This is a genomic window from Streptomyces sp. NPDC039423 (assembly GCF_055598725.1).
In genome coordinates, this window is sequence record NZ_JBVKAH010000001.1 from 1,162,107 (window position 1) to 1,175,022 (window position 12,916).

Below are 12,916 nucleotides of genomic sequence, written 5' to 3' on the forward strand. Positions count from 1 at the left end.
TAGGTGGTCCCTCGGATGGATGGGGCTACTTGGCGAAGATGCCGGGGCCCTCGGGTGCGGTCAGCTTGTCCGTCAACGTCACGCCGATGAGCGCTTGCCCTCGGGACGTCCGTACGCGCTGGATACCCCGTTCCTCAAGGGCCCGGTACAGCATCGTGCGCGACCAAACTTCCTTGGACTGCAACCCCTCGGCCTCGCACCAATCGCGGTAAGCGTTGTAGACCTCGGTCCCGTCGATGCGCTCAAGTCCGCCGGTCGGGCGCAGCACATCGGGGAAGAATCCGGCAAGGGTGTCCGAGGTCTCTCGGTACTCACGCGTTGCGTTACGGACAACGTCCGGGTCTTGCAGCCCACCCCGGTACCACTCCACAGCACCACGGACGGCCCAAGCGATGATGCCCGCAGACTCGGCCATCAGCTTTCGGTCAAGGTCGTAGTCCCGCTCATGGGGAGCGAAATACCGCTTGAACGGCAGGAGCTTGACGCGTCGCCACAGACCCTCGTCCTGCGAACGGAAAGAGGGCTTGTGGTTCGTGGCAAGCATGATCAGGAACGTAGGCGCGTAGGTAAAGAACTCCTTGTTCAGGAACCGCGCGGTGACCCGATCCTTACCGGTGAGCCGCTTCAACACCGCCTCGGACATGGGCTTACCGGACTCACCCTCAGACGCCATGACCAGACGCGAACCCCTCAGCGCTGCAATGTCGTTGGGGATACCGCCGCTTCCGCCCTTGCTCTCGAACGTGGCGAACGGCGTTGTCTTGGTGATCGCGCCAAAGATGCTGGACAGCGTCTCGGCGTACACGCTCTTACCGTTGGCACCCTTGCCCCAGAGAACGGCAAAGCACTGTTCGGACGTGTGGCCCGTGATGCCGTAGCCGGTGAGCCGCTGCAAGTACCCCGGCATGTCTGGCATGTTGGGCATGATCTCGCGTATGAACTCCTCCCACCTAGGGCACTTGGCGTGCGGGTCGTAGTCCAGCGGGAGAGAGGTAGTCAGCATGTCGCGCATGTCGTGCGGACGCATCGCGCCGGTACGCAGATCAACAACCCCGTTGGCAAAGCTCAGAAGGTCCGGGCGAGCGTCGAACGCGTCAGGCTCAACATGCACGTTGGGCACCGACTTGAGTTCCTTGGTCAGGTTGTCAATGTTCGTCGTCATGGTGAACCCTCGGGCCTCTTGGGTGTGCCCCGAGAGAACCAGCGCCGCCCCCATGCGGTGGATCTCCTGCCGTACGAGGGTGGCCGACTGAACCCACACCCGTCCGTCCCACACGTGGAACCCGAGGCCGGGCGCGTACTTGATCCGGCCGTTGGTCCACGCAACCAAGGCATGTGCGTTCATCGCGTCTGACTTGTCGTACTTCTTGAGCAAGCCAGCGATGATGCGCGCTGCCTCGGTGCCCTCGTCCGAACTCACAGACTCAGCGCCGGTACGAGTGGTGATCTCCGCCGATGCCTTGGCCATAGCCGCAGCTTGGGGGAGACGTGCCGACTGTACGGCCCGATGGAATTCCGACGGGAACGACAGCGGGTCACGCATACGCCACGCGTTCAGGTCGTCGCCCTCGCGCGGAATGGCGAGCGCGTACACCTGTATGCCGTGGTCACCGAGACCAGCGGAGAGACGTTCCGTGAACGTGTTCCCTGCCGAGTCATTGTCACCGGCCACGATGACTTGAGTACCGCGCAGACCGAACGCGAGGTCTCGCACAAGCTCAGGAGAACCAGCGAGCGAGGCACCCCGGACCATGACCACGTCATAGCCAAGCGCAACCGCTGTGAGCGCGTCTGACGGCCCCTCGGTGACGATGGTTGCCCCGTACCCACCCGACCCGCGAAAGACCCCGTAGAGCCCCCAGCGGTAGCCGTCAGGGTTGCTCAGACCAACCCACCGACCCGGGCAAGTGCCGGAGAGGTCCCGACCCTGTAGCCCCCGCACCATTCCGTCAAAGTCCTTGAACGGAACCGTGAGGCGGGGAAAGCGAGTGAACGCACGCGAGCGATAAGCGAAGTTGGGAACCGACATACCGTCGTCCGCCCCAAGCTCAAGATCCCGCATCGAATCAGCGTCAAGGCCGAACCGCTCAGCGGCGTACTTGATCGCGCTGATTCCTACCTGACTGTTCGGCGCGTGCAGCATTTCCGTAGTCCGGTCAACGTACATGGCGAGCGCCGCAGTGTGGCCCACGCCGACAACGGCCGGGGGTTCCTTGGCTACGGTGTTGCCCTCGCCGGTAGCGTCGAACATGTCCACCTGTCGCAGACCAGCGGCCGAGACGATCTCAGGAAACTTGCAGCCGACACGGCACGTCACCCGTACCTTGTTGTCGTCGCCCCGCCAGATACGCAGCGAGGGGCGCGAGTCGTTGTGTGCCGGACAGAGCGCGAGGTAGCCCCCGTCCTGATGTTCCGAAACGTCAGTGAAGTGATCGAGCACCTTACGAAATTCCATGTATTTCCTTCCTTCACTGACCAGTGAGTGTGTGGGTTAAGCGCACACGGAAAGTCACCCTCCGTGAGGCCGGCGGCGACGGAGGGTGACAAACCGCAGGTCAGAAGGGGGGCACGTCGAAAGACTCGGACCACTCGGCCAGTGTCTTAGCCCCCTTGCTCAGATTGCACGGGGCGCACGCGGGCACGATGTTGGATTCCGTATCCGTCCCACCCTTGGACAGCGGGACCACATGGTCTAGATGCTCGGCGCGGTTCCCGCAGTACGCGCACTTGTTGCCCCAGCGAGCGAGGATGGCCGTACGGCTGTACTCCTCGTGTTCCACCCCGTACGCCTCGGCACGGCGCTTGTGAGTCAGGGTGTTGCGCTTGTCCGTGCTGAGACCCGCGTAATACTTCCGGCGGTGCTGAGCGGCTAGCTTGCCTCGGCACGTCCCGCAGGTCGATGACGGACGCTTAGCCTTACCGGCGAGAAACTGTGAAGCGGGCTTATCCCGCCCGCATAGTCGGCACGTCTTCACCGGCGACCACCCGCCCACGCTGCACCAAAGAAAAACCCCGCATTGAATGCGAGGAGAGAGGCAACCACAATCGTGGAAAGACCGATCATCGAACCCACCTGACCTCGGCACCACGGGTCACAGCGGAAGCGAGCGCGTCAAGGTATCGGCCCCAATCGTTCCGCTGATCAACACCGGGGGAGAGCCACACCGTGTCACCCGCACTCATTGCGCGGATATCCCCGAGGGCCGGGGCAGCGTCAGCGGTCATACGTCGTTCCATGCTTCACCTTTCGGGTACCCACCTAGTAACGTTGCTAGGTGGTGAAACGCAAAAAGCCCCGGACCACAGCCGTTAAGCCATGATCCGGGGCAACTCCTCGTTACTCGTCTTCCGTAGCGGGGAGGATGAGCCGCACGTGTTCAGCCGAAACCCACACGGGGCGATAGCTGCGGCGGCGAGTGAAACCCGACTCCATACCGGTCGGGTGAACCTTGAGCATCGGGCGAAGCCTGCCACCCTCAACACGGGCCGTGACCTCGGAGATAACCGCATCCGTCATGCGGACACGGTTACCCTGTCGAGCCGAGTAGGTCACGAGGTCACCCGCGTAAAGCTCCTCACCGGCATAGTCGGTGACAACTCCACGCTTGCCCATGTCAGATCACCGAGTAACGGGGAGCGTCCACGACCACGGCCGGGGAAACCTCTACGGTCTCGGTGATCTCGGTCTCGATGATCTCGGGCGCGTCCGGCAGAACCTCGGCGTACGGGTCCTCAAGGGTGTCAACGAGAGACGCCAGGATCACGCCGTTCGGAACGTCGCGGCCGTCGTCCAGCTTGACAACCTCGGCATCCTTCCGGTTGACCAGCGGAGCGAGCTTGGCAGCCTGCCGAGTACCGGACGCGCGGACAACGTAAGAGTCACCCTCGCCGAACTGGTTCTTGCGGCCGTCGGTGACAAGGTAGAACGCCATGGGTTTTCTCTCCTGTTTGTGAAAGGGGTTTGTGACTTGGGGGAGTGGCTTAGTAGTCGGTGTCCGCGTCATCGGCCACAGCCGACGCCCACGTCTTGAGAACCTTGATCACCGGCTTACGGTAGGAAACGTCCCGACCCGCCTTAGTGGTGAACTCGACAAGCTCAAGGGACAGTTCGGCCAGAACCTCGCCCTTGTGCATGGCAAGGTCAGATTCCGTCTCGTGCAGAACCTCGGCGAGCTTCCACGCAGTGGACTGGAAACGGAACTTGCCAAGGTCGTAGTCCTCGGCCAGACGGAACGTCAGGAAGGTGTAAGGGGACGGACCACGGCCAGACTTGGCCATTGCCTTACGGTCGTCCATGAGAGGCGGGCAACCGCACGGCTCGCCCCTGTCCTCGTCCATGAGGGACTGGACACCGTCACAGTGGTGAATGAGACCCTGACGGCCGTACAGACGCATGTCCGACTTGAGGGCCGCCGGTCCGTCGATGACGACAAGAACCTTGTCCGTGTCGGTGATGACCTCGTTGAAGTCCTCGCCCGTGGTCTCCCACTCGTTCGCGGTACCGCCCATGAGCTTAGTCACCGCATCGGCAACGGTCGGATCACCAGTCGTGACACGCCAAGTCGCCAGGGACTCGGGCCGGTTACCGACCAGACGCCCCGAACGGAATCGACCAACGACGTCATCGGCAAACTGACGGGGCTTGGGCTTAGCGGCCGGGTCGGTCTCGAAAATGCGGAGCGCCATACGTTCTACCTCTTGTCTGTGAGTCTTTAGTGACAAGAGGGAAGGGCAGGGATGCGGTCATGTCCCGTACCACCTAGCAACGTTACTAGGTGGTGATCCTCGCTGACCGTTCCGGCCGCCCTTCCCTCTCTACATACCAGAGAGCGTGTGGGTTAAGCGCGCTTATCACGCACGGCGCTGAGTGCCAGTCACAAGAGCGCCATAACCCTTGGGGCCGCCCGTGGCGAACGGCTTACCAATCACAGACTTGGAAACCTCGCGGTCCCAGTCGAACGTCTTCCGCAGCGTGAGGAAGTGCGAAAAGACTTCCTCATCAAAGCGCACCGGCTTGAACGACCACTGTTCGGGGGTGATGTGGAGAACCGCCGCAGCGTCAATGTGAGGCATCGGAGCCTCGTTACCCTCGGGGTCAATGAGCTTGTCGGCGAACCCGTATGCGGCCATCTGTAGGGCGACATCCGGGTAAGTGGCCTTGGACGTCTTCCAGTCGGCGATAACCGTTACAGCGGTGCCGTCCTCGTCCTTAACGCGCAGCAGAGCGTCAAAGCTACCGGCGTACTTGTGCGTGTCCGACCACGCCACATCTTCCGCGCGGATCAGTTCCGGCTTAACGACGTCTAGGAACTCGGCGAAGTTGGCCCGGTACGGCTCAAGGTCCGGGTGTACGCGGGTCGGGATGTACTGCCCGCGAATCATGCGCTCAAAGAGGTCATGCGCCTTAGAGCCGATCTCGGCGCGGCTCTTGGTGTACCGGTACGAGGCACCGGCAATGTACTTGCGTGCCCCCTCGCGGTCCCGCTCGGCCATGGCCTTTACGTAGTCCAGCGAGTCAAGGGCAAGATCGGCCGCCATGTTGGCAGACCAGCGGGTCAGGAACGGCTTAGGCAGCATTCCGACCACGGACGTAACGCCCGGTACCTTTTCCTGAGTATCGGCGTTGACGTAGAAGCGGGAACCCCCGCGCTGAACAGTGGAGACCTTAGCGGCCATGTGGGCACCCTCTCAGAGTTGCTGTGTCTTACAGCGCTCAGAGAGGGCGTGGGTTAAGCGTGTGTTGAGTGCTGATCGTCGGAACGTTTTTGGCTTGGCCCTTGGGTTCTCAGGAGATGACCTATTTTTGTGTAGAGAATCGACACTCAACACTTGGACATGAAAAAGCCCCGATCCTCTCCGCTGTGGGAGGGAACCGGGGCCGGTTGCCGGGCGGTCAGTGCTGACAGGTGGAATGTCCGTCAGAGTCGCAGCGCGAGCACGGGGGTACGTGCTCCTCGGTGGTCTCCTCGGGGTGTTCGTTCTTGCAGTTCAGGCAGTAGCTCACGACGTACCCTCTTCCCGGGCCTTGAGGGCCCCTAGGAACTCCTCAACTTCCGTGCCCGGCTTCCGGGTCGCATCCCCGGTCAGCGCGGCGTGTAGGGCCCACCTGAGCGTTTCGATCCGGTGCGTCTGCTGAGACCGGGTGGTCTTGCCCAACTTGTCGGCGTCCCGCTCTAGCGCTGCCTCGGCTCGCAGGATCTCGCGCCCGATGACCTCGGGTCCTTGCTCGCTCACTGGTCATCGTCCTTGGGCGGAAGGATCAGACGGCGGTCCCGCATGTCCGGGCGCATGGCCTCGGGGAGCTTGGCGAACAGACGGACGTAATGCGCGTACTGCCCCTCTTGGTGAGCCGTCGCGTTCGTGAGGCTCTGTCGGATGGCACCGGGCGCGCTCTTGCCTTCCTCGCTGGCAAGCATTTCCCGAGATTCGGTGATCTGCCGTACGAGGGTAGCCAGGGTGAACCATGCCGAGTACGCGAGCCCCTGTGTCAGTTCGTCGTCCCGCGTGACCATGAGGTCAGCAAGGTTGTTCAGTTCGTCGCTGATCCGCTGGAACCCCTCGGGGGTGACGTTGTAGTCCGGTGTGCCGTCCGTGTCCTCGTTGAGGATCATGTTTGCGATGGTGGGGCTTTTCTCTGCCTCCCACACTCGGCGCAGACCCTCGGGGGTGAAAACACTGTTCCAGCTAGCCGACATGATCCCTACTCTCATCCTGTGCGTCTAAGGGGCGGGGCCCCGCCCGATGGTCCGAGCGGGGCCCCTTGGGGAATGGTGCGGGTCAGAGCTTGGTAAGGGCCTCGGTCAGCGCGGTGATCGTGGCGTTGATCTTGTCGCGGATGGCCTTGGCCTCGTCCGGGGAGCGCTCATCCTTCCGGCCGACGATCTCGGCGAGTTCCTTGGGGAGCTTGTCCAGCTTGGCCGAGTCCTTTTCGAACTGCGACTTCTCGGCGCGGGTGGTGCTGCCCTCGCTGTCCAGCTTCTCGGCCTCGGCCTCGGCGTCTTCCTTGGTGATCTCGCCTGCCTCGACCTTGTTCTCAAGCTCCTTCTTGGCGCGGCGCTTCTCGGCGGCAAGCTCGGCCTTGGACTTGGGGTTGATGCTGTACTCGGCGAACACGACGTCAGACGGCTTCTGACCCTCCGGAACCTCCATGCCCGGGAACAGCTCGGCGAACTCCTCGGGCGAGTTGTCCAGCGCGCGGATGAACTCGGGGAGAACCGCGCTCATCTGGTAACCGACCTTGAACTTGAGCCCCTTCAACAGCTCGTCCACGTCGGCGACGTCCGAACCGTACTCCTCGGCGATGAGCTTTTCCGCCGCAGCGTCGTAGATGCGGGTGGACAGCTTCTTGGACGCGTCGCGGGTGCCCTTGAGGTCCGGGCGACCCTTCTTGTCGGTGACCCTCAGTCGGCCGTCCAGGATCGCGCTGGCAACCTTCTTGGCCGCTTCCTGAGCGTCAACCTCGGACTTGATCGAGTCGGCGACGACACCGGCCGTGTGGCTGATGACGTTCTCGTAGTCCTTGATCTGCTCGACCGTCTCGACCGCCTCGCGGACGGCAACCGCCGTGGTCGCGGTGCGGGTCTTGGCTTCCGCAATGGCGGCCTTGAGGCGCATGGAGAAACCGGCCCGCTTGTTCGCGCCGACCTTCATGAGTTCGGCCGTGGCCTGTGCCTCAAGGGCGGTGAGCTGCTCGCCGTCGTTCTTGGTCAGAGTGGAGATCACGTCAAGGATGTTTTCGACATCCTTCTTGACCTCGGCCGCGATCTCGTCGTTCGACTTCTCGGCGGTCTTGCTCTCGGTGGCCACGTCGTCACCCTTCGTGTTGTCGTTGTTGTTGGCGGAGTCGCCGTTGAACTGAGCCCACCACACCTCGGGGTCGGCCTCAATCTGAGCCTCAACCTTGGCGCAGTTCGCGCACTTCTTGTCACCCTCGCCCTCGGAGAGGTCCGCAACCGGCTTGCCGCAGAGGGTCAGGTAGTCGGTGCCGTCCTCAACGAGGATGCCCGCCGAACGGTGCTCGGTCTTGGCGGCCCCAACGAGGACCCAAACAAGCTCCTCGCCGTCCTTGGCGTCCGCAAGGATGTTTTCCTGAGTCTCGTTGAGCGCCATTCCCAAACCCCTTGTCTGATTCCGGCCGACTCCGTGTCGGCCTCACAAGAAGAACAGTAGCAGACCCTCGGGGGTGCTTGTCAACACGACCCACCTAGTAACGTCGCTAGGTGGTCTCGAACAGAGCGAGCGCAGCGCGGAGCCGTGCCGGGTCGTTGCCGAAACACCCGAGACCGCCGGTGCACTTCTGGCACAGCGTGGCAAGGACAGTTCCGGCGGGGCCGTAGGCACTGTTTCGGTCGTGGCTTCCGCAGATGTCACAGGGGAGAGCTGCAAGCCGGGTCAACTCCTCGGGGGTCACTCCGAGCTTGGCCGCGCGAGTCTTGCGGTTCAGGTCGGACGAGGACACCCCCTTAGCGCGTAGGGCCGCCTTACGGTCTCGCTCACGTCGCGCTCGCCGTGCCTTGCTGCAAGCGTCGTGAGTCGCCAAAGTGCCAGGGTTCCCGCACTCGGGGCAGATGGGGTTAGGTCCGTTATTGGGCATAAGCACATAGTACAGCCCATGTCAAACGCAGAAAGCCCCCACAGCCGAGGGGCCATGGGGGCTAACTGTTAGTGCATGAGGTAGCGGGTCACGCGGTACCCGAGGAATGCCGGGGTCATGTCGTTGCGGATCACAGCGTCACCGACGTAGTTGTCTAACGCTGTCTCGCTCTCGTGCGTACCCGCACCCTCGTTGCCGGGGCGGTAGATGCGAACGAGCTTGAAACCAGCGGCCCGCAGTGCCTCGGCCTCGTTGGGGTAGCGGACGTCCGAGACGACTACGGGATAGCCGAACTCTCGGGCACCCTCCACCTGAGCCATGAGGAGCCGTACCCAGTAGTCCGGGTCACGGTCACGGATGGTCTGCCCGATGTGCTGCAACACCCGCCGAACCTCGGGGTAGTTGTCTTTCGCGTACTCCCAACCGACGTCCCGGACAAGCGACTTGAGCCGCACGTGAACGCCAACGGCCGTAGGGATCAGCGGGTCTACCTCGTCCGCCATGTGCTTAAGGGGGTCGGCGAACGCGAGACGCTTGTACCCGTGGACGTCCACGAGGAAAGCCGCAGCAGTGTCCTTGCCGCTGCGAGCCTTCCCCATGAGTGCTACGTCGTGCATGTGCTCTCTCCTCTCGGGTGGTTCTCCGTGGCAGAGAGAGCGCCGGTTAAGCGTTACGCAAGCGGGCAGTCTGCACAGCCGGAAGCCGGGCAGTTCTGGCACGCAAGCGGGTTGGCCGCGAAAGCGGTAGCGGTCTTGGCGTTCTCGGTCCGCTGGACAGCCTCACCAAGACCGAGGGTCGCGGCAACGACACCTAGCAGTAGCTCAGTTGGTAGCTCGGGGACGTAGAACGCGACCAGCGCGAGGGCGGAAACAACCACGGCGTAGACACGGGCGGGGTTGGTCTTGACGAAATTCATGGGTACCTCTCGATAGTTACTCAGGGTGAAAACCGCGGGGCCCCGCCGGCTGGGGCACAGGGGGTAAAAACGGACATAGGGAGCCCCGCGGAAACTACAGTCTGTGACTAAACCTTGGGGACCTTGAGCGCATCCCACGTGGTCTTACCGGGCCAACCGTCAGCGTCGTCCCCGTAGAACCCCCGCTTGCGCTGCCACTTGGCGTACGACTCGCGGTCGGCGTTCGTCCACTTGGGGCCCGGACCCTCGGAGTAGGCCGAGCAACCCTCAGCAACTAGCCGCTTGCCCATGGCAGTTACGACAGCGCTCCGGGGCTTCTTCTTGAAGAACTGAACACCGGGGAACGGCTCGTAAGCAACAGGACGGGGCGACTCGGGCGAGGGCGTAGCCCCACCGACGTCCGCAACGCTGCCAGTCGCCTTGACCTTGTAGCCAAAGGCGGACGCGTTCGGGTCAGCGCTAACGGAACCCTCGGCATAAGCCGGGTAGCCGTAGCCGTACAGGTAGTCATCCCGACGCGCACGCTTGCGCCGGTAGACCCCGTCACCCTCGGCCGAACCGTTGTCGTTCGTATTTCCTTCCACCGTGTAGACGTAGTCAGCGTCATACGAGGTGACCACGCCGACGTGAGAGCCACCGCCCGGACCGAAAAACACCTGAGCGCCAACGGCGGGGTAGTAGCTGAAACGGCCTCGGTCCTTGAACCACTGAACAGCCGTGTAGCAAGAGGCAGTTACCGGAGCAAGCGCCTTGAGTCCAGCCGTCTGGAAAATCCACGACTGGAACGTCTGGCACCAAGCCTGATTCTGCGACCACTCAAGGCCCGGTACGGCGGGGGAATACTTCTGTAGGTTGTTCCAGTGACCGTTACTGAAACCCTCGTGATAGCCAACCTCGGCGTCGGCAACGGCAATTAGCCGCGAAACCTCAGTCATTGGGAACCTTTCCAAAGAGGGGCCCCGCCCGGAAGTCCCGAGCGGGGCATAGCACCTAGTAACGTTGCTAGGTGGTCAGGCAACGGCCATGATGCAAGGGTCATGGTCTGTGAGCCCGTTAGCTGGGGTGATCGTCGCCGGTAGCGTCGTCTGGCCAGAGAAGTACATGTTCCGGACGAACGGCGTTCCCAGGAAGAACGAACCGCCCATGTTGGCCGGTGCCTCGTTCTGCACGTGGAAGTAGTAGAAGTCCGTAGCCGCACCGGCAGTCATGAGGAACGCAAGCCAATACTTGCCGGGTGCCATCGTGTACGCCGCCGTCAGCGGGAACTCAACCGGGCCGATGTGGTTGTCTCGCTGCTGTGCCGGAGTGCCCGCCGTCTGCCCCGGGGGGCCCACGTTGCTAAGAGGGGTTGCGCCCGTGTAGGCAACGCGCGAGCCAGACGAGTTGTAGATACCGGCCATGAACCGTGCAGCCGGAACAGCGGTGTTGCCCGCCCACCCGCGAGAGTGGATATAGACATCGTTCACTACCGTGGACTCGGTGATGTTCACCGCGCACAGGTAGAGCCGCTGAATCGTCGCAGCCTTGAGGGTCGTCGGGTTGGAAACCATGTTGGGATCGTGAGACCACGCCAGGAACCCGAGACTCTGCGGCGTCCAAGAATTCTTGGTAAGGGCCGTAGGCATCTGCGCAACGGGGATACGCGTAGTGGCGTCCAGCGAGGCAACACCGTTTGCGGCAGCTCGGGCCGTCGTGGCAAGCGCGCCCACATCGGAAGCAACGAGGGTAACCGCGCCGTTTACGTCGGGGGTCTTGGTATTGACGCTGGTAACCGTACCGGCACCGCCACCCGAACCAACCGTGATAACGGTTCCGTCGGCCTTACGGAACTTTGGCGTTCCGCTCTCGGAGTAGAGGACAACGCCACCCGTTGGGTTGGTCGTTGGGACCGTAGCCGCATCCTTGATACCGAGCACACCGAGACCGCCACCGCTGAAATCAGGAGTGGTCGCACCGAGCTGCATGTTAGCGGTGAAGTACGCCGTATTGGACGCAACGAGGTTTCCATTAGCGCCAATTCGCGTGCGAACCGTACCGGCTGAATCCTGCCACTCGGCAACGTTGTTGGTACCGTCGCCCTTGGTGATTACCTTTCCGGTAAACGTACCGCCCGTAGACGGAACCGCACCGACGTTGCCAGCGGTCAGCGTGACGTTACCGCCACCATCCGGCAGGATCGTGTTAACGGCCGTGACCGTACCCGAACCGGTGCCGGGGTCGCCCTTGTCACCCTTCGGACCCTGGGGGCCGGTAGGACCAGCGGGACCAGTAGGACCGGCCGGACCCTGTGGCCCGGTAGGACCGGGAACCGTAGACGCTGCACCGGTCGCGCCGGTATCGCCCTTGTCTCCCTTGTCTCCCTTGGGGCCCTTGAGATTGCCCTTTGCGGTGCCCCACGAGGTAGCGCCACGCTGCCAGAAATCACCCGTGTCGGAACGGATGAGTAGGTCACCCTCACGCGTAGTCGCGCTAGACGTGGTCGTGTTGTTGACGTAAATCTTATGGCCGCGAACCTCGCCGGTCCGAACCTGCCACACGTCGTTGACGTTCTGCCAGAAAGTGACGGACGTGTCCGTGACACCGAGGAATGCGGCAGAGATGTCACGCTTGACGTACATGTCCCCATGCTTGCCAAGACCGGCCATCGGGTCAGCGGTGCCGGTGTAAATCTGCCCGCCCTCAACCGGCACGTAGGTTGGGGTAGTTGGGTCGGTCGGCGCAAGCTCATCTAGGAACGGGTCCACGAGGGACTGAGGGAGCTTGATCATGTACGGGGCCCGGTCGTTGACGCCGGTAAGCCGCTCGGTGATCTGGTACGCCCACTCAGTGGGGTTCTGTCCGGCAACGTCCGTGGCCGGAAGGACAACGGTAAACCCGCCCTCGCTGTCCAGCGGTAGCACGATGGGGCCGGTAACGAATGTGTCAGCGTTCGGGAACGTCAGACCAAGCGGGGCCAGGATCTCAACCCAACCCCCATGCGGACGGCCGTCCGGCGCAAGGTACTTGGCATGTAGCGTGACCTTGGGCACCGAGGCCGGAAGATTGAACGGGCCAAACGTCGGCACGCGTTAGCTCCTTTCGGGGGGGGAGCACCTAGTAACGTTACTAGGTGGTGGGGTTGTCCTTGAGTCCGAGCGCGTGCCGTAGCTCCGCATTCTCGGCACGTAGGGCCTTGACTTCCTTGGTGAGTTCGGCGACCTGTTCCGCTAGCCGGTCTCCTCGCTGCTTCTGTGCCTCGGCCTCTTCCCGCCAAGTGGTCTGCATTCCAGTCTTGAACTTCTGGAGTGAGACAAACGCAAACACGAGGACGGGAACAATGACTTCTAGTCCCGAGAGGTAGGAGAGGTTCACGCCTTACCCTCCACTCGCGCGCCGTCAGCGCTGAACGCGACGATCTCAGCGTGAAC

The 12,916-nt window shown here is 62.7% G+C and carries 13 protein-coding genes; all 13 read right to left on the reverse strand.

Annotated features, from left to right (window positions below; translation table 11 throughout):
* Positions 1–25: 25 nt before the first annotated feature.
* The 13 genes from ACZ7LK_RS05255 to ACZ7LK_RS05315 all read right to left on the reverse strand — a co-directional run bounded on the left by ACZ7LK_RS05255 (position 26) and on the right by ACZ7LK_RS05315 (position 12,860).
* The gene (locus ACZ7LK_RS05255; protein WP_471138471.1) at positions 26–2,455 is read right to left on the reverse strand and encodes a phage/plasmid primase, P4 family; all 2,430 of its coding nucleotides are present in this window, start codon (positions 2,453–2,455) and stop codon (positions 26–28) included.
* Positions 2,456–2,555: 100 nt separating this feature from the next.
* Positions 2,556–3,089, reverse strand: coding sequence for an HNH endonuclease (locus tag ACZ7LK_RS05260; RefSeq protein WP_471138473.1), 534 nt, complete (start codon positions 3,087–3,089; stop codon positions 2,556–2,558).
* A gap of 525 nt (positions 3,090–3,614) precedes the next feature.
* Positions 3,615–3,932, reverse strand: a complete 318-nt coding sequence (locus ACZ7LK_RS05265) for a hypothetical protein (protein WP_471138475.1) — start codon at positions 3,930–3,932, stop codon at positions 3,615–3,617.
* Positions 3,933–3,981: 49 nt separating this feature from the next.
* Entirely contained in the window at positions 3,982–4,686 is a 705-nt protein-coding gene (locus tag ACZ7LK_RS05270; RefSeq protein ID WP_471138477.1) for a recombination directionality factor, read from the reverse strand.
* 165 nt (positions 4,687–4,851) lie between these two features.
* Complete coding sequence (locus ACZ7LK_RS05275) at positions 4,852–5,676, reverse strand: hypothetical protein (protein ID WP_471138478.1); 825 nt, start codon at positions 5,674–5,676, stop codon at positions 4,852–4,854.
* A 324-nt stretch (positions 5,677–6,000) separates the two neighbouring features.
* Positions 6,001–6,234 (reverse strand): hypothetical protein, encoded by a 234-nt coding sequence (locus ACZ7LK_RS05280; protein WP_471138480.1) that lies wholly within the window; start codon positions 6,232–6,234, stop codon positions 6,001–6,003.
* A complete protein-coding gene (locus tag ACZ7LK_RS05285) occupies positions 6,231–6,611 on the reverse strand; it encodes a hypothetical protein (protein WP_471138482.1) in 381 nt (126 codons plus the stop codon). The genes ACZ7LK_RS05280 and ACZ7LK_RS05285 overlap by 4 nt, the downstream gene beginning before the upstream one ends.
* A 166-nt stretch (positions 6,612–6,777) precedes the next feature.
* Positions 6,778–8,109, reverse strand: a complete 1,332-nt coding sequence (locus ACZ7LK_RS05290) for a hypothetical protein (RefSeq protein WP_471138484.1) — start codon at positions 8,107–8,109, stop codon at positions 6,778–6,780.
* A gap of 552 nt (positions 8,110–8,661) precedes the next feature.
* Positions 8,662–9,210, reverse strand: coding sequence for a deoxynucleotide monophosphate kinase family protein (locus tag ACZ7LK_RS05295; protein ID WP_471138486.1), 549 nt, complete (start codon positions 9,208–9,210; stop codon positions 8,662–8,664).
* Between the two features lie 53 nt (positions 9,211–9,263).
* Complete coding sequence (locus ACZ7LK_RS05300) at positions 9,264–9,509, reverse strand: hypothetical protein (protein WP_471138488.1); 246 nt, start codon at positions 9,507–9,509, stop codon at positions 9,264–9,266.
* A gap of 107 nt (positions 9,510–9,616) precedes the next feature.
* The gene (locus ACZ7LK_RS05305) at positions 9,617–10,444 is read right to left on the reverse strand and encodes a peptidoglycan-binding protein (protein WP_471138490.1); all 828 of its coding nucleotides are present in this window, start codon (positions 10,442–10,444) and stop codon (positions 9,617–9,619) included.
* 75 nt (positions 10,445–10,519) lie between these two features.
* Positions 10,520–12,574 (reverse strand): hypothetical protein, encoded by a 2,055-nt coding sequence (locus tag ACZ7LK_RS05310; RefSeq protein WP_471138492.1) that lies wholly within the window; start codon positions 12,572–12,574, stop codon positions 10,520–10,522.
* Between the two features lie 40 nt (positions 12,575–12,614).
* A complete protein-coding gene (locus ACZ7LK_RS05315; RefSeq protein ID WP_471138494.1) occupies positions 12,615–12,860 on the reverse strand; it encodes a hypothetical protein in 246 nt (81 codons plus the stop codon).
* Between the last annotated feature and the right edge of the window lie 56 nt (positions 12,861–12,916).